We start from the raw sequence: 23,851 nt of genomic DNA, 5'->3' as shown, positions 1-23,851 counted from the left end.
TTGTCCCGGGCCCTCACGCAGCGCCGCCAGGCGCCGCTTTCATCTTGGTCACGAGCCCCGTCAGGCCTTAAGCTAGCCGCCATCCCCAGTCGCCAGCAGCCTGATGAAATGATCGCCAGCAAGTTGCCCAACGTCGGCACCACCATCTTCACCCGCATGTCCCAGCTCGCCGCGGAAACCGGCGCCATCAACCTGTCCCAGGGCTTCCCGGATTTCTCCGCCCCTGCCGCATTGTGCGATGCGGTGGCCCGTCATATCGGCGCTGGCCACAACCAGTACGCGCCCATGACCGGCCTGCCGGCGCTGCGCCAGCAGGTGGCCGCCAAGGTCGCGACCTTCTACGGTCGCCAGGTGGATGTCGACACCGAGGTCACGGTCACCCCCGGCGCCACCGAAGCGATTTTCTGTGCCATCCAGGCGGTGGTGCGCGCCGGTGACGAGGTCATCGTCCTCGACCCCTGCTACGACAGCTACGAGCCGTCGGTGGAGCTGGCCGGTGGCCGTTGCGTGCATGTGCCCCTGGCCCTGCCGGGCTTCGCCATCGACTGGCAGCGCCTGACCGACGCCCTCAGCGACCGCACCCGGATGATCATCCTCAACAGCCCGCACAACCCCAGCGGTGCACTGATCTCCCGCGCCGAGCTGGACCAGTTGGCGGCGCTGATCCGTGGCCGTGACATCTACCTGGTGTCCGACGAGGTCTACGAGCACCTGGTGTTCGACGGCCAGGCCCATGTGAGCGTGCTGTCCCACGACGAGCTCTACGCCCGCGCCTTCGTGGTCAGCTCCTTCGGCAAGACCTACCACGTCACCGGCTGGAAGACCGGCTACGTGGTCGCGCCACCGGCGCTCTCCGCCGAGCTGCGCAAGGTGCACCAGTACGTCAACTTCTGCGGCGTCACCCCGCTGCAGTGGGCGCTGGCCGACTTCATGGCCGCGCACCCGGAGCACCTCACCGAGCTCCCCGGCTTCTACCAAGCCAAGCGCGACCTGTTCTGCGACCTGCTGGCCGGTTCCCGCTTCGGCTTCACCCGCGCCGCCGGCACCTACTTCCAACTGGTGGACTACAGCGCCATCCGCCCCGAGCTGGACGACGTGGCCATGGCCGAATGGCTGACCCGTGAACATGGCGTTGCCGCCATTCCCGTGTCGGTGTTCTACCAGAGCGCCCCGCGCGACCTGCGTCTGGTGCGCTTCTGCTTCGCCAAACGTGAGGAGACGCTGCGCCAGGCAGCGGAAAAACTATGCGCGATCTGACCACGTTGCCCGACCTCAAGCTGGCCCTGGTGCAAAGCACCCTGGCCTGGCACGACGCCGCCGCCAATCGCAGCCACTTCGAGAAGCGGCTGGAACAGGCGCGTGGCGCCGACCTGGTGGTGCTGCCGGAAATGTTCACCACCGGCTTCTCCATGGATTCGGCCACCCTCGCCGAGGAGGAAGAGGGCGTCACCTACGCCTGGCTGCGTGAGCAGGCCAGGCGCATCGACGCCGTAGTCACCGGCAGCCTGATCATCCGCGCCGCCGACGGCAGTCATCGCAACCGCCTGCTCTGGGCGCGCCCCGACGGCGAAGTGCTGCACTACGACAAGCGCCACCTGTTCCGCATGGCCGGTGAACACAAGCACTACACACCGGGGGATACCCAGGCGCTGTTCGAGCTCAAGGGTTGGCGGGTGCGCCCGCTGGTCTGCTACGACCTGCGCTTCCCGGTCTGGAGCCGCGACCCCCACGACACCGACCTGCTGCTCTACACCGCCAACTGGCCTGCCGCACGCCGCCACCACTGGAACCGCCTACTGCCCGCCCGGGCCATCGAAAACCTCTGCTACGTGGCGGCGGTGAACCGCGTCGGCGAGGACGGCAAGGGCCACCCCTACAGCGGTGACAGCCAGGCACTGGACTTCCAGGGCGAGACGCTGCTCGACGCCGCCGCACAGGAGGGCGTCTTCAGCGTCACCCTCAGCGCCAGCGCCCTGGCCAGCTACCGTGAGCGCTTCCCCGCGAACCTGGATGCGGATGGCTTCACCCTGCAGCCCTGATACCTGCCACCTGGGCACCGTTCGGGGTGCTCAGGTGCTCGTCGATGAGTCGTTCCTAGGACGGGTCTGAAATAGCCCCTCTAGGTTTTACAGCGACCAGGCGCCTTGCCTACCATCGCGCCGCCGGCACACCTCCAACTCCATGAACCTTCCAGCGCTGCGGCCCGATGGCCGCTGTTCGTCAGGCTGACGGCTGCGCTGGGTATTGAAGGACTGGTTATGCCGAGCTTCCGATTGAACGCACTGACCCGAGCCACTCGCCGCTGGGGCACCCACCTCAGCCTGGCCGTGCTGCTGCCGTTGGCTTCCCCCGTTCTGGCGCAGGATGAGCAGGCTGCTGCCAGCGTCGCACCGGGCCATGAGCGGGTAACCGCTGGCCACTTCATCAATCTCCAGGCGCTGAACGCCGGGACCTTGCGTGGCTCCGCCGAAGCGGGGACTGACCTGCTGCTGCAGGAAACCGGGATGCGCATCCGCAGCCTGACTGCGCAGCACGATGACAGCTTCAAGGACCTGCAGGTGATGACCGGGCAACTGGAAGGCCGTGCCCGCTCCATGCAGGCACCCGGCGAAATGACCCTGGCGGCCCGCCCCGACGGCAGTTTCATCGCGCTGCTGCCTGATGCCAACGCAATCATCCGCGGCACCGCCAACGGTGAGCAGTCGCTGATCCGCTTCGACGCCGCTCCGTTCCATACCCCGGGCAGCCTCGACTACGTAGCCGGTGACGAGGCCGAAATGGCTGGGCAGCAGGAGTCGCAAAGCGGCCAGCGCAGCTTCCAGGCCCACCGCAACGCCCAGGGCGAAACCGTGATCGACCTGCTGGCGGGGTTCTCGCAGAAGGCGGCCAATTGGGTGGGGGACCACGAAGCCTACGCGCTGGTCCAGGTGGCCGGGGTCAATCGTGCGCTGAAGCAATCCCAGGTACAGGGCGTGCGCGTTCGCCTGGTGGGCACCCAGGTGGTGGCCGAGGACTACCCGATCACCACCGGCACCTTGAGCAAGGTGAGCAGCGTCTTTGCCCAGGGCATGCGCCAGTACAGCCCGGACGTGGTCGCCAGCTTCATCATGGGCACCCCGGGCGTGGATACCGCCGTGGGCTGGGGCTACCTTCCCGGCCGCTACTCGATCAACTACATCAACTCGTCGACCACCTTCCGTCACGAGCTGGCTCACAACATCGGTGGCAACCATTGCTCGGACGGCAGCAGCTATCGGTTCGGCTACAACAACGGCCGGGTCGGCACCATCCTCTGCGGTAACCACGTGGGCTACTACTCCAACCCGGACATCAAGGACAACCAGGGTGTGCCGCTCGGGGATGCCCGTACCGCCAACATGGCCCGTGTCTGGCGTGAGAACGCGGCGCGGATGTCGGCCTATAGCCCATCGCTGGTGCCGCTCGAGGGTGAGCAGGCGCTGTCGATCCTCGAGCAGAGGGTCAGCCTGGCTCCGCGTGAGACGCGTTACTACCCGGTGGATGTGCCCGAAGGCACCCAGCGCCTGGTATTCAGCGTGCTGGATGGCGAGGGCTCGGAGAGAGCCGGCCAGGTCCGGCTGCTGCTCAAGCGTGGTGCGCACCCCAGCAATTCCAGCTTCGATTACCGTTCGATCATGCAGTACAGCGTGGCCCTGGGGGTGAACGACCCTCAGCCCGGGCGCTGGTACCTGGCGATCGAGTCGGACATCAAAGCCACTCGTGACCTGGTGCTCGAAGGCCAGGCCTTCGGTGTCACCCAAGACACGGCCCAGGGCCGCTACCTGAAACTGGTGGCCACCTCTTCCCAGGACGGCAAGGACAACGCCAGCGTCGCCGAACTGTTGCTGGTGGATGCCCAGGGCAAGCAGCTGCCCCGTGACAGCTGGAAGGTCCACTCCACCAGCAGTGCCATTGCCGGTTCTGCGCCCGCGGCCCATGCCATCGACGGCAACCCGGCGTCCTACTGGAGCTCCGCCGCCGGTGCCCGTTATCCCCACCAGATCGTCATCGACCTGGGCACGGACAGCCGCTTCTCCCAATTGCACTACCTGCCCCGTCAGGACGCGGGCCAGAGCGGCATGATCAAGGGCTACCAGGTGTACGGCGGCGACAGCCCCAACGGCGGCTGGACCTTGCTCGCCGACGGCCAGTTCAGTGGCGACAACCAGGCCAAGGCCACAGCGCTCAAACCCATGGAAGCCAGCAAGCCACCCGTGGCGCAGATCAGCGGCAAGACCGAAGCCAATGCCGGTGACCGGATCGTCCTGGATGCTTCCGCCTCCAGCGACCCACAGGGGCTGGCGCTGAGCTTCGCCTGGGAGTCGACGCCCAGGCTCGATTTCAGCTTCGACGGTGCACGCATCAGCTTCACCGCGCCGGACCTGCAGGAAGACACCCGCTACCGCTTCACCCTGACCCTGAGCAACGGCAAGCAGAGCACTACCCGCACCCATGAGGTGCTGGTCAAGGCCAAGGCGACGGTGGGCAACTGCAAGCCGGAATGGAAGAAGACCGCCACCTACGTCGGCAACGATGTGGTGCAGTGGAAGGGGCGCCAGTACCAGGCCCGCTGGTGGACCTCCGGCGCCGAGCCGGGCCAGGTCTCCACCACGGGCATGGATGGCGCCGGCAAGGTCTGGCGTGACCTGGGGCCTTGCCAGGGCGCGGGTGGGCAGCCGAGCGAGCCGCCAGTAGACCCGGTCGAGCCGCCGGTGGAATCGGTCAAGCCGCCTGTGGCCATCATCGGCGGAGCCACTGAGGCCAAGTCCGGCGAAACCGTCTACCTCAATGCCACGGCCTCCAGCGACCCGGCCGGCCTGCCCCTGAACTATGCATGGAGCGTGACGCCTCGCGTCGACTTCCAGGCTGCGGGCGCCCTGATGAAGTTCATGGCCCCGAAAGCGGCCCAGGACGTCACCTACCGGGTCACCCTCAGCTTGAGCAACGGCAAGCAGACGGTGACGCGGGATCACTCGGTCAAGGTCATCGCCGACAAGGTGGAAACCCCGGTTGGTTGCCAGGGCCCGTGGAACCCCCAAAGCACCTACGTGGCCAAGGACAGGGTGAGCCACAAGGGCCGTTTCTATACCGCGGGTTGGTGGACCAAGGGTAACGAGCCCGGCAACCCGGCATTCACCGGTGGTGCAGGCAGCGGCAAGGTGTGGCGCGATGAGGGCGCCTGCAACTGATGGGCGGGGCGGCTGGCTGATGCTGGCCGCCCCTTCATCCGGGGTCGCCCGATGACGGGCGGCTCCGTATCATGGCGCTCCTCGTCCTTCTTCTACGTTACCCACAAGGAGCCCGATATGAGCACGGAAGCCGAAAACCCCTTCCAGACCCCTACCGCCGAGCTGCTGGCGCCGACTACCGGCACCGAGCATCTGCGCCTCTACAGCATCCCCGGCATCGGCATCGCCACCTTCTTCGGCACGCCGCTGGCGGGGGCTTATGTCATCGCCGCCAATCTCAAGGCGATGGGGCGGGGGGGCGAGACCGGGAAGCTCTGGGCCGTCTCGATCGGTTTCTTCATCGCGATAATCGTCGCCGGTGCCCTGCTGCCGGAGAACGTGCCCGCCATCGTGTTCGGCGTGGTCCAGGTTGTTGCGATGAATGCCTATGCCCGGCAGCTGTTCGGTACGCAAGTGGACCAGCACAAGATCGCCAATGGCGCGTTCTTCTCGTTGTGGCGCAGCGTGGGCATCGGCCTGCTGTTCATGCTGGGGTTCATCGTCGCCATGGTGCCGGTCCTTCTGCTGTTCGGGCTCGTCTGAGCCCTTGCCATGAAAAACGCCGGGCATTGCCCGGCGTTTTCGTTTCAGCCCCCGTTCAACCCAGGGTCGGGTAGTCGGTGTAGCCGGCTTCGGCGCCACCGTAGAAGGTGTTGGCGTCCGGTTGGTTGAGGGGCGCGTCCTGGCGCAGGCGTTCCACCAGGTCGGGGTTGGCGATGTAGGGGCGACCGAAGGCGACGGCGTCGGCCAGGCCGGTGCTCAGGGCGGCTTCGGCGCTGCTGCTGTCCAGGCCACCGGCGAGGATGATCTTGCCCTGGTAGCGGTCGCGCAGTTCGCGCAGCAGGTCGTCGAAGCCTTCGAAGGTGCCGCCCAGCCAGTCCGGCTTGTTGATGTGCAGGTAGGCGAGGTTGCGGCTGTTCAATTGCTCCACCAGGTAGCCGAAGGTTTCGCGCGGGTTGGCGTCGCTGATGTCGCCGAAGGTGCCCATGGGGGAAATGCGCACGCCCACGCGACCGCTGTCGCCGGTGGTGGCGATCACGGCGTCGATCACCTGCAGCACCAGTCGCGCGCGATTGGCAGCCGAGCCGCCGTAGGCGTCGGTGCGCTGGTTGCTGCCGGAGCAGAGGAACTGGTCCAGCAGGTAGCCGTTGGCGGCGTGCACTTCCACGCCGTCGAAACCGGCGCGCAGGGCGTTGGCCGTGCCCTGGGCGTAGGCGGCGACCACGCCGGGGAGTTCGTCGATCTCCAGGGCGCGGGGCTTGGCGGTGGGCTGGCGATGGTGGCTGCCGTCGGCTTCCTGCACATAGCAATCAGCCTTGGCCTGGATGGCGGAGGGGGCGACGGGGTCGACGCCACCCGGTTGCAGCAGCGGGTGGGAGATACGGCCCACGTGCCAGAGCTGCAGGACGATGCGGCCGCCCTTGTCGTGCACGGCGCGGGTGACCTTCTTCCAGCCTTCGATCTGTTCGGCGCTGTGGATGCCCGGGGTCCAGGCATAGCCCTGGCCTTCGGGGCAGACCTGGGTGGCTTCGCTGATGATCAGGCCGGCGCCGGCGCGCTGGGCGTAGTAGGTGGCATTGAGTTCGCTGGGGATGTTGCCGGGTTGCAGGCTGCGCTGGCGGGTGAGGGGCGCCATCACCACCGCGTTGGGGAGCTGGAGGCTGCCCAGTCGGGTGGGCTGGAACAGGTTGCGTGCGGTCATGGTTCGATCTCCATCGGCTGCATTCGGCATGAATGTGGCGGTCGATTATGCAGGTGGCAATCTTGCTGACAAGTACGTACGATTCCGGGAGTCACTTACTAGTGGGTAAGCAATATGAGCGAACACGAGCCGATCACCACCGAATCCAAGCGTCTGGTATCGGGCGACAAGGTCTACAACACGCCGGTGGAGGTGACGCTGGATGTGATCGGCGGCAAGTGGAAGTCGCTGCTGGTGTATCACCTGATGAAGGAGGCGCTGCGCTTCTCCGAGCTCAAGCGCCGGGTGCCGGGCATCACCGAAAAGATGCTGACCCAGCAGCTGCGCGAGCTGGAGCACGATGGCGTACTGTCGCGCACGGTGTTCGCCGAGGTGCCGCCGCGTGTGGAGTACCGCCTCACCGAGCATGGCGCCAGCCTGCAGCCGGTGCTGGAGGCGATGTGCGCCTGGGGTCGCTGCCACTGGCAGCAACAGGGCTAGAGATGCACGCCGGGTTATCCCCGGAAAAACAAAACCCCGCCGATTGGCGGGGTTTTCATTGGCTGGTCGGGTGTCAGGCGGCTTCGGCTTCGGTCTGGCTCAGGGCGCGGTTGAGGGCGCTGAACAGGGCACGGAAGCTGGCGGTGGTGATGTTCTCGTCGATGCCGATGCCGTGCAGCGCGCGGCCACCGTCGAGGCGCAGTTCGATATAGGCCGCGGCCTTGGCGTTGGCGCCGCCACCGATGGCGTGCTCGGAGTAGTCCATGATCTCCACCTTCACCGGCAGGCTGGCTACCAGGGCTTCCAGCGGGCCCTTGCCCATGCCGCGCAGGTGCTGGGTCTCGCCCTTGATCTGCACTTCGATGTCCACGGCGCTGGTGCCGTTCTCTTCCTGCAGGCGGTGGCCTTTCAGGGTGTAGGGCGTGGTGGCCTGCAGGTACTCGCTGTCGAGCAGCTTGTAGATCTGTTCGGCGGTCATCTCCAGGCCGAGGCGGTCGGTCTCGCGCTGTACCACCTGGCTGAATTCGATCTGCATGCGACGCGGCAGGCTGATGCCGTATTCCTGCTCCAGCAGGAAGGTGATGCCGCCCTTGCCCGACTGGCTGTTGACGCGGATCACCGCCTCGTAGCTGCGGCCGATGTCGGCCGGGTCGATTGGCAGGTAGGGCACTTCCCAGACACCGTCTTCCTTCTGCTGGGCGAAGCCCTTGCGGATGGCGTCCTGGTGGGAGCCGGAGAAGGCGGTGTGCACCAGGTCGCCCACATAGGGGTGACGCGGGTGGACCGGCAGCTGGTTGCACTCCTCGACCACCTTGCGCACGGCGTCGATGTCGGAGAAGTCCAGCTGCGGGTGCAGGCCCTGGGTGTACATGTTCAGCGCCAGGGTCACCAGGTCGACGTTGCCGGTGCGCTCGCCGTTGCCGAACAGGCAGCCTTCGACGCGGTCGGCGCCGGCCATCAGGCCCAACTCGGTGGCGGCCACGCCGGTGCCACGGTCGTTGTGGGTGTGCAGGCTGATGATCACGCTGTCACGTTTGTTGATGTGACGGCCGAACCACTCGATCTGGTCGGCGTAGACGTTCGGCGTGGCGCATTCCACGGTGGCCGGCAGGTTGAGGATGATCTTGTTGGTCGGGGTCGGTTCCCAGACGTCGATCACCGCGTTGCACACTTCCAGGGAGAAGTCCTGCTCGGTGGAGCTGAAGATTTCCGGCGAGTACTGGAAGGTCCACTGGGTTTCCGGCTGCTTGGCGGCCAGTTGCTTGATCAGGCGGGCGGCGCCGGTGGCGATGTCGATCACGCCCTGGCGGTCCTGGTTGAAGACAATGCGGCGGAAGGACGGCGCGGTGGCGTTGTAGACGTGGACGATGGCCTTCTTCGCGCCCTTGAGGGATTCGAAGGTACGGGTGATCAGGTCTTCGCGGGCCTGGGTCAGCACCTGGATGGTGACGTCATCCGGGATGTGGCCGTTCTCGATCAGCTCGCGAACGAAGTCGAAGTCGGTCTGCGAAGCGGAGGGGAAGGCCACCTCGATTTCCTTCAGGCCCACCTGCACCAGGGTCTTGAAGAAACGCATCTTCTTCTGCGCGTCCATCGGCTCGATCAGCGACTGGTTGCCGTCGCGCAGGTCGGAGCTGCACCAGATCGGCACTTCGGTGATGGTCTTCGACGGCCAGGTGCGGTCGGGCAGGTTGATGGCGGGGAAGGCGCGGTATTTGCGAGACGGGTCGTTGAGCATGCTCATGGGGAAATCCTTGTTCTGATGGGCCTGATGACGGCGGCCGGCCAAATGAAATGCGGGGTGGAGCAGGGCGTCGCGATTCAGCTACGCAGTCGTGGGCTGACCAGACGTAGGCAGGCGTGTTGACGCAGAAGGATGAGGGTGTGAGCGGTTTTCATGCCGACAACCCTATTCACTCAGGTTGAATATGGCAAGGCTTGTCAGAAAATTGGTGATTTCGTGCGGTAGGTGCGGCGGGGTGAGAGATTCTTGCTTGGAGGGAGGCCAAAGGTAGCGAGAATTGCGCGTCAGCCGAGGAGCGAGAGCACGGCCTGGGGCATCTGGTTGGCCTGCACCAGCATGCTTTGCGCCGCCTGCCGGAGAATCTGCTGGGAGGCGAGGGTGGCGGACTCCGAGGCGAAGTCGGCATCGGTGATGCGCGAGCGGCTGGCGCTGGCGTTCTCGGCGATGTTCTGCAGGTTGGCGACGGTGTTGTCCAGGCGGTTCTGGATGGCACCCATATAGGCACGCTGGCGGTCCACGTAGGCAAGGGCGTCGTCGATGTCCATCACCGCCAGGCCCGGGGTCTTGATCAGGTTGACGTTGTTCAGCGCCATCGCCCCGGTGTTGAAAGAGGCGAGCCCGACGTCGATGGTTTCCCAGGCATTGGCGCCCACCTGCAGCGAGGTCTGCACGCCGTTACCGGTGGCGTTGGGGTCGAACAGCTTGGGCTCTTCCAGCGTGAAGCCCAGTGAGCCGGGTGTGCCCGTGCCGCGGTTGGGGAGCACGTTTTCGGCGGTGAGCACATCGCCACCGTCGGCATCGAAGCCGCCGATGGCGCCGGTGTCCTCGTTGGTCAGATCCATCCCGGCGATGAACGCGGCGCCGTTGGCGGAGAACTGGGTGCCGAAGTCGGCTGCACTGGCGAAGGCGCCACGGCTGGCGTTGGCCAGGGCGTCGTCGAGGGTGGAGTTGGCGTGGCCCGCCAGGTACTGCATCACGTCCTTGATGCCGTTGCCGCCGGCGGCCTTGATCTCGGCGTGCATGTAGCGCACCGCGGCGTAGGAGGCGGAGTAGCCGGCGCTGTTGCCGATGCCGCCGAAGGCGCCGACCACCGCGCCGATGCTGCTGGCGGCGATGTCACTGCGCAGGCGTTCGTCGGCACCTTGCACGGCTTCTGCGGTGCCTTCCTTGAACCAGCCGGGCAGGGCGTTGAAGTTCATCGCCCGGCCCATCACCGCGTGGGTCATCTCGTGGGCCAGGACGCGGTCGGTGTACTGGCCGGGGTTGTTGCCGCCGTTGGGCAGGCTGGACCCATCGAAGTAGGCCAGGTTCACGTCGAGCACCTGGTTGTAGTACTTGCCCCCGGCCCCGGGCGAGCCGGCGACCGAGGCGAGGGTGGTGCTGGAGGGGTCGTTGCTCAGGGTGATCTTCAGCGTGGCGCCGTCGGCCTTGATGCCGTAGGCGTCGAAGACGCGCTGCTCGCCCTCGCTGATCCAGAAGCCCTTGAGCGAGTTGAGCACCGCGCGCTCGTCCAGCTTGCCCAATTGCGAGCCGGAGGCCTGGCTGAAGATCTTGCGGCCGCCGAAGGTGGTGGTCTCGTTGACCCGGTTAATCTCTTCCAGGAGCTTCTGCGCCTCCTGGTTCAGTGCGGCGCGATCAGTCTCGGTGTTGGAGCCGTTCATGGCCTGGAGGCCGAGCGTACGGATGCGCTGCAGGGCGGTAGTCACGCTTTCCAGCGCGCCTTCTCCCACCTGCAGCATCGACATGCCGTCATTCGCGTTCCGCGTGGCGACGTTGAGCCCACGCACCTGGGATGTAAGGGCGTTGGAGATCTGCAAACCGGCGGCATCATCCTTGGCGCTGTTGATGCGCTGGCCGGTCGACAGACGCTGCATGGCCTTACCCAGTGCGTTGTCCGTGTTGCTCAACTGTCTACGCGTGAACGAGGAGGCGATGTTGGTATTGACCGTCAGCATCCCGTTTCTCGCTCGCACTACCGGAAATTCCGGTATCGACACTGCATCGGCGGGCGTACTGGCTTCTTGATGCCGCTTCGGTTCAGGCCGACGAGTGGTCGAAAGCTGCGGGAGCCGGGGCTTGTGGCTGCTGGGCGGGCAGCCGCAGCTCACGCATGTCGGCGCCGCTCGGGTGCTGGAACACGCGCAGGCCGAACTCCGGGAGGATCGCCAGCAGGTGGTCGAAGATGTCCGACTGGATGGCCTCGTAGCGCGCCCAGGCCGTGGTGTTGGTGAAGCAATACAGCTCCAGCGGCAGGCCGTCGGCGGTGGGGTTCAACTGGCGCACCAGCAGGGTCATGTCCTTGCGGATGTCGTCGTTGTGGCGCAGGTAGTTCTCCACGTAGGCGCGGAAGGTCCCCAGGTTGGTCAGCTGGCGGCTGTTGACCGGTACCCGCAGCGGTTCGTCGAGCTGGCTGTTCCAGCTCAGCAGTTCGCTCTCCTTGGCCTTCAGGTACTGGTCCAGCAGGCGGAAGCGGCGCAACTGGGCGATCTCGTCGGCGACGAGGAAGTGCACGCTGTTCTGGTCCAGGTAGATCGAGCGCTTGATGCGCCGGCCGCCGGATTCCTGCATGCCGCGCCAGTTCTTGAACGAGTCGGTGATGAAGCGCTTGGTGGGGATGGTGGTGATGGTCTTGTCCCAGTTCTGCACCTTCACCGTGTGCAGGGCGATGTCGATCACGTCGCCGTCGGCGTTCAGCTGCGGCATCTCGATCCAGTCGCCCACGCGGATCACATCGTTGGAGGAGATCTGCACGCTGGCCACCAGGGACAGCAGGGTGTCCTGGAATATCAACATCAGCACGGCTGCCATGGCACCCAGGCCGGAGAGCAGGATCAGCGGCGAGCGGTCGATCAGGGTGGCGACCATGAGGATCGCGCAGATGGCGAACACCAGGATCTTGATCACCTGCAAGTAGCCCTTGATCGGGTGCAGGTGAGCGTCCTTGCGCAGCTGATAGAGGGTGTTGATCAGGTCGAGCAGGGCGCTCAGGGCCAGCGCGATGGTCAGCACGATGAAGGCGCCGCAGACGTTGCGCACTACGGTGACCAGGGTTTCCGGCAGGCCGGGGATCAGGACCACGCCGCTGGAGAGGATCAGTGCCGGCACGATATTGGCCAGCCGCTTGATCATGCCGTTCTCGCCCAGGTGCGTGTTGCGGCCTACGGCGGTGGCGCTCAGGGCGCGATAGAGCCCGCGCACGAGAATGCGCTTGACCATCCAGTTGGCCAGCCAGGCACCCAGTACCAGCAGGGTGGAGGCGCAGAGAGTGAGGAGTTCGGGGTGGCCCTTCAGCCAGTCCATCCAGGTTGCCAGCTCGTGGGGCATGTGCGGCTCCATGTCAGCGGTGGGATCGGGCCGGCCGTTGCGGCCGGTCCCCGGAGCTGGCGGACCTTAGCAAAAATGCGCCGCTTGGCCCAGGCGGCGTCTGTAAGGGGAATTGTATGAAGTGGCCGGACGCGAACGATCCTGCGCCCAGCGTCAGGGCTTGAAGGCGCCGATGAAGATGGCCGGGTCGACGCGCGCATCGTTGAGGCTGACGTTCCAATGCATGTGCGGCCCGGTGGCCCGGCCGGTAGCGCCGACGCGCCCGACCACGCCGCCGCGCGGCAGTTGCTGGCCGAGCTTCACGTCCACTTTCGACATGTGGCAGAACATGCTGATCAGCCCCTGGCCGTGGTCGACGAACACCGTCTTGCCATTGAAGAAGTAGTCGCCGATGAGCACCACCTTGCCGGCCGCCGGCGCCTTGATCGGCGTACCGGCGCCCACGGCGAAGTCCAGGCCCGAGTGCGGGTTGCGTTCCTCGCCATTGAAGAAGCGGCGCAGGCCGAAGGGGCTGGAGAGCGGCCCGTTCACCGGCTTGTCGAACAGCAGGTTGCTCGGTGTGCCCGGGGTGAAGCTGCGGTAGGCGCGGGTCTGCTCGGCCAGTTCGCGATCGATGCGCTTGAGGTCCTCGGGCAGCGGGTTTACCTGGCGGGTGTTCTTCAGGGTGATGCGCTGTTCCTTGTAGTGCTTGCTGCCGACGCTGAAGGACAGGCTGCGACCGTCGCTCACCTTCAATTGCTGGGTGCCGGCCTGGGTGCCGAGGGGAATGCCGACGATGGCGATCCAGTCGCGGCCCTCTTCCTTCACCACCAGCACGGGCTTGTCCTGGAAGCGCGCCGTCGGTGCCGTGGCGCCCTGGCCCAGTTGCACCACGGCGACGCCGCCGGGCACCGGTTTGTTCAGCAGGCGGCTGATGAAGCCTTCGGCCTGGGCGGGGAGGGTGACGACGAGAAGCAGGGCGAGCAGCAGGCGCATCTATCAATCCAGCAGAGAGAGGGTGACCGGGGTCAGGTGATTGTCTTCGACCCGCACGTCGAGTTCGCCCTCGCCCAGGCGAGCCTTCAGGCGCTGGCCGGGGCGGGTCTGGGCGGCGTTGCGGATGGCCTGGCCGCGTTCGTCGAGAAGGATGCTGTAGCCCCGGCCGAGGGTGGCCAGCGGGCTGACCACATTGAGCGTCTGCACCTGGCTTTGCAGCTGCAGGCGGCGCTCCTTGAGGCCTTCCTGCATGGCGCGCGGCAGGCGCGCGGCGAGGCTGTCCAGGCGCTGACGCAGCAGGCTCAGGGCACGGCCTGGGTGCTGCGCGGCCAGGCGGGTTTCCAGGCGCGCGAAGCGTTCCCGGCGGGTGCTCAGTTGGCGGTCGAGGGCACGTTGCAGGCGCATCTCCAGGTCGTCGAGGCGCTGGGCCTGCTGGCGCAGGCGCTCGCCCGGGTGGCGCAGGCGCCGGGTCAGGCCCTCGACGCGCAGGTGGTGATGGGCGATCTGTTGCTGCATGCGCAACACCAGGCGCCGCTGCAGGCTCTCCAGGCGCTGGCGCAGGCTGCTGGAATCCGGGGCCAGGAGTTCGGCGGCGGCGGATGGCGTGGGCGCGCGGACGTCAGCGACGAAGTCGGCGATGGACACGTCCGTCTCATGGCCCACGGCGCTGACGATGGGCGTCTGGCAGGCGGCCACGGCGCGGGCCACGGCTTCCTCGTTGAAGCACCAGAGGTCTTCCAGCGAGCCGCCGCCCCGGGCCAGGATCAGCGCATCGAAGCCCTGGGCGTCGGCCCGCTCGATGGCGCGGACGATCTGCGTGGTGGCTTCGCGGCCCTGCACGGCGGTGGGCACCAGGGTCAGTTCCACCTGTGGGGCGCGGCGGCGGAACACGCTGATGATGTCGCGGATCACCGCACCGGTGGGCGAACTGACGATGCCGATGCGCTGCGGGTGGGCGGGCAGCGGGCGCTTGGATTCGGCGTCGAACAGGCCTTCGGCGGCGAGCTTGTCCTTCAGGGCCTCGAAGGCCAGGCGCAGGGCGCCGTCACCGGCGGGCTCCACGGCATCGGCGATCATCTGGTAGTCGCCACGGCCCTCGAACAACGAGACCTTGCCGCGCACCTTCACCGCCAGGCCGTCGCGCAGCGCCTGGCGTACCTTGGCGGCGTTCTGCCGGAACAGCGCACAGCGCACCTGGGCCTGGCTGTCCTTGAGGGTGAAGTACAGGTGGCCGGACGCGGGCTTGGCCAGGTTGGAGATTTCGCCTTCCACCCAGACCTGGGGGAACACGTCCTCCAGCAGATGGCGGGCACGCTGGTTGAGTTGGCTGACGGTCAGCACCTCGCGGTCGAGGCCGAGCCGTTGGAAGGGGTCTTTGAACATGAGCGGCATGATACGGGCGGCGATGGCCCGCGCTCAATGCGCGCCGTTCAGTCGTGCACCTCGACCAGGCGCACGGGGAAGCCCAGGCGGTCGGCGAAGGCAGCGAGGAAGGCGCGGCTGAAGCCGGCTTCCAGCCAATCGTTGAAGACGAACGCCAGGTTGGAGAAGCCGCAGGCCTGCAGATAAAGGAAGCCGTTGATGTCGTCTTCGAAACCGCATTCGGGACAGGTGAAGTTATCGGTCTCGCCCGGCCACCACTCTTCCAGGCTTTCGAACAGCGGCTCACCGACCTCGCGGCGGCACTCCGGGCAGCCGGCCTCGTGCAGGAAGCCACGGGCGGGGGTGTAGATGCAGCGCTTGTCGACGATTTCCAACCCGGCGCCGGGCTTGCCCAGCGGCAGCCGGTCGGGATGTTCGACCACCTGGCGCGCCCCGGATGCGACGGCGTGGACCATGCGGTTGCCACCCCGGGCGAAGGCGCTCGGGAAGGCCTCGACCACACCCTGGCGCACCAGCCAGCGCAGCATGCGGCCGGCCAGGGCATGGTGGCCGGGCACGGTGGAAATCTGCGGGACGATGATCAGTTGACGGGTTTCCACACGGGGCTCCGAGGGATCAGGGGCGCGCAGCTTAACCGCCAGTCGGCGGGCGTCAACCGCTAGGCGACGGAGTCGGTTCTGTCTGCGTTAAGTGTTGCTAGAGGATTTGAGTCCAGTTGATTGCCGAGTTCTGCTGATGCTTTTGGTTTCGCCCCCCCGGGCGAGTCACTTTTCCAGTCGTTGAAAAGGAACCAAAAAACTTGCCCCTCCATACGGGTCTGGCTGAAGCCAGACTTCCCTCGCTCCATCATCGTTCCAGGGGCACGCCACGAAGGGCCATCCCTGGCCCATCGCGGCTCTCGCGACATCCATGTCGCTCAACCCCTTCCGCGACGATTCGCTCGGCCTCCTGGGAAGGGGCGTTTGGCGGCTGCTCCAACTTTCTTCGTCCAACGCATCACCACGTGGTGCGCACGCACTTTCGTAGGATGGGTCGGGCGGCGTTCCGCGAGCGGAGCGAAACCCATGCGGTGGAGGTGGCAGAAGTCCATAAATACCCGGAAACCACCGTACTTAAGCGTTTGCTTTAGAACCCCAACAGCTACGCAGACAAAGCCTCGGAGTCAGTCTGCTGCCAGTTGCTGGCGGAAGTGCTCCACCAGGCCCTGGCTCAGGGGCGTGGCATCGTGGCGCCAGGCCAGGGCGACCTGGCTGTCGCAGTCGGCATCGGCCAGTGCCATGAAACGCACCCCGGCAGGTGCGATGGCGCGCATCGAGGCTGGCACCAGAGCGACGCCGAGCCCGGCTTCGATGAGTTGCAACTGGCTGGTCTTGCGCGAGACGGCACGGGCCGCACGGGGAAAGAAGCCCTGGCGCAGGCAGAGTTCGGCGGCACGGTAGCTGAGGCCGCCGCGCTGCATGTGCGGCACCGAAACGAAGGGTTCGTCCGCCAGGCGGGCGAGGGGGATGGGCTCTGCCTCATCGGCCAGCGGGTGCTCGGCGGCCACGGCCAGCAGCAGCGGTTCGCGGTACAGCGGCTGCAGGGCGAGGCCGGGGTACTGGCGCAGCACCGGCAGGCGCAGCAGGCACACATCCAGGCGGCCTTCCTGCAAGTCGGCCAGTTGCTGCTCGGAGGATTGCTGGACGATCTCCAGGTTCACCCCCGGGTGCCGCTCCAGGTAGTTGCGCAGGGGCGCCTGCAAGGGCGTACCCAAGGGCACCGAGCTGGAGTGGCTGAGGCGCAGGGTGCCGTGCTGGCCCTGGCCGACCTGGCGGGCCAGTTCGCCGGCGGCTTCCAGGTCCTGCAGCAGGCGCAGTGCCAGGGGGTGGAAGGCACGCCCCGCCGGGGTCAGCTCGATCTGGCGCGGGCCGCGCTCCAGCAGCGGGGTGGCGAGATGGGTTTCCAGTTCGCGCATCTGCCGGCTGAGGGCCGACTGGGCGATGAACAGGCGTTCGGCCGCGCGGCTGAAGCTGCCGCTCTCGACGATCTCGATGAAATAGCGCAGTTGTCGTAATGAGATCACGGGGGCTCCTGCCATGCCTTTTGGAGATGGGTCGAGACGGTGGATTGTATTGGCCCGATGCCTGCCGCGCTCGCTAGATTGGCGGCACTTCCCTGTCGAGCGCCGTTCCATGAGTGTCGAAAGCCTGTTCGCCCTGCTGTCGTTTTCGCCGACCGACTGGTTACTCATCGCAGGGGCCATCGTCCTGGCCTATGTGGTGTTCGGCATCGCCGGCTTCGGCACGGCGTTGGTGGCCGGGCCGCTGCTGGTGAGCAGCCTGCCCATGGCGCGGATCATCCCGCTGCTGGTGCTGCTGGATTTCGTCGCCTCCGCCGGCAGCTGGTTCACGGCGCGCCAGGCGGTGGCCGGGAGCGAGCTGCGCCGGCTGTTGCCCTGCATGGCGCTGGGCTGCGCCATCGGCGCCTACGGGCTGGTGAACCTGGACGCCGAGCTGTTGATGCTGCTGTTCGGCCTGTTCGTTTGTGCCTATGCCATCTGGTCGCTGTTTCTGCAGCCGGTGCGGCAGGCACCGATGAAGCCCCTCTGGGTGGTGCCCTTCGGTGTCTTCGGTGGCACCTTCGGGGCGCTGTTCGGCAGTGGAGGGTTCCTCTATGCGCTGTACCTCAGCGGCCGTCTGCCTGAGAAGGAGCGGATCCGCGCGACCCAGAGTGCGTTGATCGGCTGCAGCACCCTGGTGCGCCTGGGGCTGTTCGTCGTGGCCGGACTCTATGCCGACTGGCAGATACTGCTGCTCGCCCTGAGCCTGTTGCCGGCCATGGCGCTGGGGCTGTGGATAGGCCGGCGCCTGACCCTGCGCCTGTCCCGCGAGGCCTTTGTGCGGCTGGTCACCTGGCTGGTGCTGTGCAGCGGCGTGGCGCTGGTGGCGCGCTACCTGGCGCTGCAGCCTTGAGGGGCGCGCCGCCCGCTGCGCCACTGATGCAGGCGGCGCGGATTTAGAACAGCTCCAGCGGGTATTGGATGCGCAGGCGCGTCTGGTCGATGGAGGCGTCCGCGTAGGCGCGGTTGCTCCGGTGCCAGATCTGCGTGGCGCGCAGGTGCAGGTTTTTCAGGGGGCCGCTGGCGAAGGTGTAGCCGAGGTCCAGGTCCAGCTCGTGGTGCTTGCCGTCGCGACCGTAGAGCCCGTGGTAGATGCTGTGGCCGGGGGCATGGCTGCCGTCTGCGCCCCAACCCCGCTGGTAGCGCAGGGCTAGGTTCAGCTCCGGCAGGCCCAGCCAGTGCAGGCGCTGGTCATAGCGAAGCTGCCAGGAGCGCTCACGGGGCCCGTTGAAGTCCGAATACGCGGCGGCGTTGGCCAGGACGATCGACTGGCTGCTCTGCCCATCACCGAAGCCGATGTAGTCGAAGGGCGTATCCGAGAAGCTGCGCTGGTAGGCCAGGGTCAGGCGGTGCGCGCCCAGGCGGTAGGCGATGGCGTGGGAGCCGATGAGGTTGTCGATGGGGCCGAACAGCGAGGCGCCACTGTCGCGGGTGCGATAGAGGTGGGTGCTGTTGCTCAGGGTGCCGGCGCCGAGCGCCTGTTCGTGGCCCAGGTGCAGGTAGTGCTGGGTCCAGACGTCCTCCAGCTGGCCCAGGTAATAGGAGAGGCTCCAGGGTTCGCCGCGATGGCTGAGCCCTATATAGCTGGCGCTGTGGATATCGATGCCGCGCCGGTCCGGACGGCCGACGACGGTGGAGATGGCGCCACGGTTCTTGCTCTCGGTGGGGCCGGAAAGCGCGGTGAAGCGCGCCGCCTCCAGTTGCAGCCCGGCCCAGTCGCCCTGCAGGTGCAGGCCGTGGGCCATGCCGGGGATGATGCGGCTGTTGTCCGCCGCCAGCACCGGCGCCTGGGTGCTGAAGTTGCCGTACCTGAGCTGCGCATCGGCGATTTTCAGCTTGAGCGCGCCGCCGGCCTTGCCGTGGTTGTCTCGCGGGTGGCCCTGGCCGTCCACCGCCAGGGTGCCCGTGCCGGCGCGCCCGCCGCCGCTGTCGAGTTTGAACGCGGCCATGGCGAAGGCATCGACGCCCAGGCCGATGAGGCCGGGCGTGAAGCCCGAGCGGTAATGCAGCTGTACGGACTGCCCCCATTCCTGGCGGTAGCCGTTGCGTTCGTCGCGGGGTTTGTAGCGGTTGCGCCCGGCGTTGTTCGGGCCATCGCGGTAGTCGCGGGCGAAGTACTGGTTGTCGAAGAACAGGCGGGCGTCGCCCTGGGCGAGGGCGTCGCTCCAGGAGGTCTCCTGCGCCTGGGTGTGGGAGGCGAGGGCGGTCAGCAGTGGCAGGCAGAGGGGGAGGGCGAGGCGATTCACGAACATGGTGTCGCTCCTTCTTATAGAGGCTACGGCTCCCTGCGTGGGGTGGTGCCTTCCATGGCGGGCCGCGGCGTCACCCACCGCGGCCCGGATGGGCGTCAATCCAGGGCGAGGTTGCTTCTCACCTCGCGCCGGGCGTGCTCGAAGTCACGCAGGGCGCCGGGGTTCTTCAGCAGCTCGTTGGCGAGTACCGCCGCGGATATGCGCCCGCCTTCCAGGTCGGTGGGGTAGTGCACACCCGCCACCACGCGGCTTTGCGCGGCGGCTGCGGCCCGGGCGAAGAGCTCGGCGCGGTATTCCGGCAGCATCTTGGCCAGCAGGATGGCGGTGAGGTAGGCATCCATCGTGTGGCCGCTGGGGTAGGACTCGCCCATGGGGGGCGGCAGTATCGGCTTCACCTCCTGGCTGAGTTGGTAGGGGCGGGGGCGGGCGAAGTGGTGCTTGGCGGGCATCAGCGTCTGTTCCAGGTCCACCAGCACGCGGCGGAAGAAGTGCGCGGTCTGTGGGTGCCGGTCGACGGTGAACTCCGCCCCGAGGATGCCCTGGGCGAAGGGGAAGGCCGCGTCGTCGAGGTGGTCGTCGCGCTTGGCCTGCTCCACCTGCTGCGGGGTGCGCTCGCGCTGGACGAGCAGCACGGTATCGAGGTCGAGCCGGTCTTCGGCGGTGCCGGCGGGCGGCGGTGGTGGCAGGTACTCCGCGAGCTCCAGTGTCCGTTGCGGCAGGTAGGGCATGAGTTCCGGCTGCGTGGCCTGGGTGGCCGGGCTCAGGATCAGCAGCAGGGTGGCGAAAAGGGGCCAGGGTGAACGGGTCATGACGATGTCCTTTCCTCGGGGCGAACGGGTGTCGCCGCTTGATGGGCGGTGGTGGTGGGCGGGCGGGAGGTCTGGGGGCGCCTGGGGGCGGTGCGCGCGGGGCGCTTGGTGCCGCGGGAGGGTGGTGCGGGGATGAAGCCTGGCAGGGTGGGGCGGTCGCGGATCGCCGGTGCTGCGCTTGCGGCGGAACCAGGCGCGGCCGTTGCGTTGCCCTGGGGGATCGGCCAGCGTCGAGTCGGCGGGTGACGGATGGAGGGCAAGTGGCTGGTGCATGGCTCCCACTCTTTATTCTTGTCGTTATCGGCGTCGGCGAACGCGCCCCGCCTGGGGCGCAGCGTCATGGGGGAGTATCGGAAGGCCCGGCGCGGCGCCGCTACCCTGCAGATGCGGGATGGCACTCCATCGGAAAGGGTGGTACGGCGGTGAAGAAGGTGAGGCCGAAGGTAACGGTTTCATTGAGCGCGCCATCACAGCTGAGATATAATGCCGCGCTTCCAATTTTCCCGCCTGGGAGCCCCGCCATGCTGCGCATCAGCCAAGAAGCCCTCACCTTCGACGACGTACTCCTGATCCCGGGGTATTCCGAGGTCCTGCCGAAGGACGTCAGCCTCAAGACCCGCCTGACGCGCGGCATCGAGTTGAATATCCCCCTGCTGTCCGCCGCGATGGACACCGTGACCGAAGCCCGTCTGGCTATCGCCATGGCGCAGGAAGGCGGCATCGGCATCATCCACAAGAACATGACCGTCGAGCAGCAGGCTGCCGAGGTCCGCAAGGTGAAGAAGTTCGAGGCCGGCGTGGTCAAGGACCCGATCACCATCGAGGCCGACGCCACCGTGCGCGACCTGTTCGAACTGACCCGCCAGCACAACATCTCCGGTGTACCGGTGCTGTCCAACGGTGACCTGGTGGGCATCGTCACTTCCCGTGACGTCCGCTTCGAAAACCGCCTGGACGCCCGCGTCCGTGACGTGATGACGCCGAAAGAGCGCCTGGTCACCGTCAAGGAAGGTGCCGACAAGAACACCGTCCGCGAGCTGCTGCACAAGCACCGCATCGAGAAGGTCCTGATCGTCGACGACGCCTTCAACCTGAAGGGCATGATGACCGTGAAGGACATCGAGAAGGCCAAGGCCTATCCGCTGGCCAGCAAGGACGACCAGGGTCGCCTGCGCGTCGGCGCTGCCGTCGGCACCGGCGCCGACACCGCTGACCGCGTCACCGCGCTGGTGAATGCCGGCGTCGACGTGATCATCGTCGACACCGCCCACGGCCACTCCAAGGGCGTGATCGACCGCGTTCGCTGGGTCAAGCAGACCTTCCCTGAAGTCCAGGTGATCGGCGGCAACATCGCCACCGGCGAAGCCGCCAAGGCCCTGGCCGAAGCGGGCGCCGATGCGGTCAAGGTCGGCATCGGCCCGGGCTCCATCTGCACCACCCGTATCGTCGCCGGCGTCGGCGTCCCGCAGATCTCCGCAGTCGCCAACGTCGCCGCTGCCCTGGCCGGCACCGGCGTTCCGCTGATCGCCGACGGCGGCATCCGTTACTCCGGTGACCTGTCCAAGGCCATCGTCGCCGGCGCTTCCGCCGTGATGATCGGCTCCATGCTGGCCGGTACCGAAGAGGCCCCGGGCGAGGTCGAGCTGTTCCAGGGCCGTTCCTACAAGGCCTACCGCGGTATGGGTTCGCTGGGTGCCATGGCCCAGGCCCAGGGTTCCTCCGACCGCTACTTCCAGGACTCCTCCGCCGGTGCCGAGAAGCTGGTCCCGGAAGGTATCGAAGGCCGCGTGCCCTACAAGGGCACCATGTCCGCGATCGTTCACCAGTTGATGGGCGGCCTGCGCGCCTCCATGGGCTACACCGGCTGCGCCACCATCGAAGAGATGCGCACCAAGCCGGAGTTCGTGCGCATCACCGGCGCCGGCATGGCCGAGTCCCATGTGCATGACGTGCAGATCACCAAAGAGGCGCCCAACTACCGCGTAGGTTAAGGGGCCGCGTAACAGGTGCTGGAAGCTGGAAGCTGGAGGACGGAAGCATGACTTTCGCCCTGCACTTCCAGCTTCTGGCTTTCAGCTTCAAGCTCTTTCCGAAGGAAAGCTCATGGCCAATCAAGATATCCACGCCCACCGCATCCTGATCCTCGACTTCGGTTCCCAGTACACCCAGCTGATCGCTCGCCGCGTTCGCGAGATCGGCGTGTACTGCGAGATCCACCCGTTCGACATGGAAAACGATGCCATCCGCGCCTTCGCGCCCAAGGGCATCATCCTCGCCGGCGGCCCGGAGTCGGTGCATGAGGCCAACAGCCCGCGCGCTCCGCAAGCGGTGTTCGATCTCAACGTCCCGCTGTTCGGCATCTGCTACGGCATGCAGACCATGGCCGAGCAATTGGGCGGCAAGGTCCAGGGTTCCGACCTGCGCGAATTCGGTTACGCCCGTGTCGACGTGGTCGGCAAGGCCCGCCTGCTCGATGGCATCGAAGACCATGTCGACGCTGACGGCCTGTTCGGCCTCGACGTGTGGATGAGCCACGGCGACAAGGTCACTGCCATGCCCGAGGGCTTCCACATCCTCGCCAGCACCCCGAGCTGCCCGATCGCCGCCATGGCCGACGACAGCCGTGCCTACTACGGCGTGCAGTTCCACCCGGAAGTGACCCACACCAAGCAGGGCGGTCGCATCCTCTCCCGCTTCGTGCTGGACATCTGCGGCTGCGAAGCCCTGTGGACCCCCTCCAACATCGTCAGCGACGCCATCGCCACCGTGCGCGCCCAGGTGGGCAGCAACAAGGTGCTGCTGGGCCTGTCCGGCGGTGTCGACTCCTCGGTGGTCGCGGCGCTGCTGCACAAGGCCATCGGCGACCAGCTGACCTGCGTCTTCGTCGACAACGGCCTGCTGCGCCTGCACGAGGGTGACCAGGTGATGGCCATGTTCGCCGAGAACATGGGCGTCAAGGTGATCCGCGCCAACGCCGAAGAGCTGTTCCTCGGTCGCCTGGCCGGTGTCTCCGACCCGGAAGAGAAGCGCAAGATCATCGGCCGCACTTTCATCCAGGTGTTCGATGAGGAAGCCACCAAGCTGAAGGACGTGAAGTTCCTCGCCCAGGGCACTATCTACCCCGACGTGATCGAGTCGGCCGGCGCCAAGACCGGCAAGGCCCACGTGATCAAGTCCCACCACAACGTCGGCGGCCTGCCGGAAGACATGCAGTTCTCCCTGGTGGAGCCGCTGCGCGAACTGTTCAAGGACGAAGTGCGCAAGCTCGGCCTCGAATTGGGCCTGCCCTACGACATGGTCTACCGCCACCCGTTCCCGGGCCCGGGCCTGGGTGTGCGCATCCTCGGCGAGGTGAAGAAAGAGTACGCCGACCTGCTGCGTCGTGCCGACCACATCTTCATCGAAGAGCTGCGTGCCTTCGACTGGTACCACAAGACCAGCCAGGCCTTCGTGGTGTTCCAGCCGGTGAAATCCGTCGGCGTGGTCGGTGACGGCCGTCGCTACGCCTGGGTCGTCGCCCTGCGTGCGGTGGAAACCATCGACTTCATGACCGCCCGCTGGGCGCACCTGCCCTACGAGCTGCTGGAGAAGGTCTCCAACCGCATCATCAACGAGATCGAAGGCATCTCCCGCGTCACCTACGACGTGTCGAGCAAACCGCCGGCGACCATCGAGTGGGAATGACGGCGCACGCCTGAAGGCAGCGTCGAAGGCGCGGACCGCATGCGGTCCGCGCCTTTTTCATATCCGCCATCGCTTCCTCTCATCTGCCGCAGCAACCTGTCGCAGCCTTTTCTTGAGAACGAAGCGCAGTTGATCCGTATAATCGTTTCCGATT

Annotated in this window: 18 protein-coding genes; 8 read left to right on the top strand and 10 right to left on the bottom strand. The window is 66.6% G+C overall.

The window, feature by feature from the left end:
- Window positions 1-108 precede the first annotated feature (108 nt).
- The 4 genes from ACXI0U_RS18245 (at window position 109) to ACXI0U_RS18230 (ending at window position 5,789) form a co-directional block, all read left to right on the top strand.
- Complete coding sequence (locus ACXI0U_RS18245) at window positions 109-1,257, top strand: pyridoxal phosphate-dependent aminotransferase (RefSeq protein ID WP_479550645.1); 1,149 nt, start codon at window positions 109-111, stop codon at window positions 1,255-1,257.
- Entirely contained in the window at window positions 1,245-2,039 is a 795-nt protein-coding gene (locus tag ACXI0U_RS18240) for an amidohydrolase (protein WP_374978822.1), read from the top strand. Before ACXI0U_RS18245 ends, ACXI0U_RS18240 begins: the two co-directional genes overlap by 13 nt.
- A 234-nt stretch (window positions 2,040-2,273) precedes the next feature.
- Window positions 2,274-5,207, top strand: coding sequence for a discoidin domain-containing protein (locus tag ACXI0U_RS18235; protein WP_479550644.1), 2,934 nt, complete (start codon window positions 2,274-2,276; stop codon window positions 5,205-5,207).
- A gap of 117 nt (window positions 5,208-5,324) precedes the next feature.
- Window positions 5,325-5,789 carry a hypothetical protein gene (locus ACXI0U_RS18230; protein ID WP_043240112.1) on the top strand — a complete coding sequence of 155 codons (465 nt, stop codon included), beginning with the start codon at window positions 5,325-5,327 and terminating at the stop codon, window positions 5,787-5,789.
- Window positions 5,790-5,844: 55 nt separating this feature from the next.
- Here the strand turns inward: ACXI0U_RS18230 and ACXI0U_RS18225 are convergent, their stop codons facing one another.
- Window positions 5,845-6,948, bottom strand: a complete 1,104-nt coding sequence (locus ACXI0U_RS18225; RefSeq protein ID WP_431482612.1) for an alkene reductase — start codon at window positions 6,946-6,948, stop codon at window positions 5,845-5,847.
- A gap of 114 nt (window positions 6,949-7,062) precedes the next feature.
- On the opposite strand from ACXI0U_RS18225, the gene ACXI0U_RS18220 reads away from it, so the two are divergent.
- Window positions 7,063-7,428, top strand: a complete 366-nt coding sequence (locus ACXI0U_RS18220; RefSeq protein WP_021220824.1) for a winged helix-turn-helix transcriptional regulator — start codon at window positions 7,063-7,065, stop codon at window positions 7,426-7,428.
- A gap of 73 nt (window positions 7,429-7,501) precedes the next feature.
- On the opposite strand, the gene leuA is transcribed toward ACXI0U_RS18220, so the two are convergent.
- The 7 genes from leuA to ACXI0U_RS18185 form a co-directional block, all read right to left on the bottom strand.
- Complete coding sequence (gene leuA / locus ACXI0U_RS18215) at window positions 7,502-9,172, bottom strand: 2-isopropylmalate synthase (RefSeq protein ID WP_043240120.1); 1,671 nt, start codon at window positions 9,170-9,172, stop codon at window positions 7,502-7,504.
- Between the two features lie 284 nt (window positions 9,173-9,456).
- Window positions 9,457-11,127, bottom strand: a complete 1,671-nt coding sequence (locus tag ACXI0U_RS18210; protein WP_479550643.1) for a flagellinolysin — start codon at window positions 11,125-11,127, stop codon at window positions 9,457-9,459.
- An 82-nt stretch (window positions 11,128-11,209) separates the two neighbouring features.
- Window positions 11,210-12,496 carry a mechanosensitive ion channel family protein gene (locus tag ACXI0U_RS18205; RefSeq protein ID WP_021220821.1) on the bottom strand — a complete coding sequence of 429 codons (1,287 nt, stop codon included), beginning with the start codon at window positions 12,494-12,496 and terminating at the stop codon, window positions 11,210-11,212.
- A gap of 153 nt (window positions 12,497-12,649) precedes the next feature.
- Window positions 12,650-13,471 carry a peptidoglycan DD-metalloendopeptidase family protein gene (locus ACXI0U_RS18200; protein WP_265169661.1) on the bottom strand — a complete coding sequence of 274 codons (822 nt, stop codon included), beginning with the start codon at window positions 13,469-13,471 and terminating at the stop codon, window positions 12,650-12,652.
- Between the two features lie 3 nt (window positions 13,472-13,474).
- Window positions 13,475-14,854, bottom strand: coding sequence for an exodeoxyribonuclease VII large subunit (xseA, locus tag ACXI0U_RS18195; protein ID WP_350446930.1), 1,380 nt, complete (start codon window positions 14,852-14,854; stop codon window positions 13,475-13,477).
- Window positions 14,855-14,901: 47 nt separating this feature from the next.
- Window positions 14,902-15,453, bottom strand: a complete 552-nt coding sequence (locus ACXI0U_RS18190; protein WP_021220818.1) for a hypothetical protein — start codon at window positions 15,451-15,453, stop codon at window positions 14,902-14,904.
- A gap of 563 nt (window positions 15,454-16,016) precedes the next feature.
- Window positions 16,017-16,916 (bottom strand): LysR family transcriptional regulator, encoded by a 900-nt coding sequence (locus ACXI0U_RS18185; RefSeq protein ID WP_479550642.1) that lies wholly within the window; start codon window positions 16,914-16,916, stop codon window positions 16,017-16,019.
- Window positions 16,917-17,025: 109 nt separating this feature from the next.
- On the opposite strand from ACXI0U_RS18185, the gene ACXI0U_RS18180 reads away from it, so the two are divergent.
- Window positions 17,026-17,805, top strand: a complete 780-nt coding sequence (locus ACXI0U_RS18180) for a sulfite exporter TauE/SafE family protein (RefSeq protein ID WP_374978817.1) — start codon at window positions 17,026-17,028, stop codon at window positions 17,803-17,805.
- Window positions 17,806-17,848: 43 nt separating this feature from the next.
- Here ACXI0U_RS18180 and ACXI0U_RS18175 read toward each other — a convergent pair whose 3' ends face one another.
- Entirely contained in the window at window positions 17,849-19,204 is a 1,356-nt protein-coding gene (locus tag ACXI0U_RS18175) for an OprD family outer membrane porin (RefSeq protein WP_479550641.1), read from the bottom strand.
- A 95-nt stretch (window positions 19,205-19,299) separates the two neighbouring features.
- Complete coding sequence (locus tag ACXI0U_RS18170; RefSeq protein ID WP_271658884.1) at window positions 19,300-20,013, bottom strand: acid phosphatase; 714 nt, start codon at window positions 20,011-20,013, stop codon at window positions 19,300-19,302.
- A 521-nt stretch (window positions 20,014-20,534) separates the two neighbouring features.
- Between ACXI0U_RS18170 and guaB the strand changes: the two genes are divergently transcribed.
- Together guaB and guaA are read left to right on the top strand one after the other, a co-directional pair.
- Window positions 20,535-22,004 carry an IMP dehydrogenase gene (gene guaB / locus ACXI0U_RS18165; RefSeq protein WP_021220812.1) on the top strand — a complete coding sequence of 490 codons (1,470 nt, stop codon included), beginning with the start codon at window positions 20,535-20,537 and terminating at the stop codon, window positions 22,002-22,004.
- A gap of 112 nt (window positions 22,005-22,116) precedes the next feature.
- Window positions 22,117-23,697, top strand: a complete 1,581-nt coding sequence (gene guaA, locus ACXI0U_RS18160) for a glutamine-hydrolyzing GMP synthase (RefSeq protein ID WP_021220811.1) — start codon at window positions 22,117-22,119, stop codon at window positions 23,695-23,697.
- Window positions 23,698-23,851: the final 154 nt, after the last annotated feature.

This window comes from Pseudomonas sp. C9D1, assembly GCF_056491235.1.
This window is presented reverse-complemented; position numbering and strand designations above follow the sequence as displayed.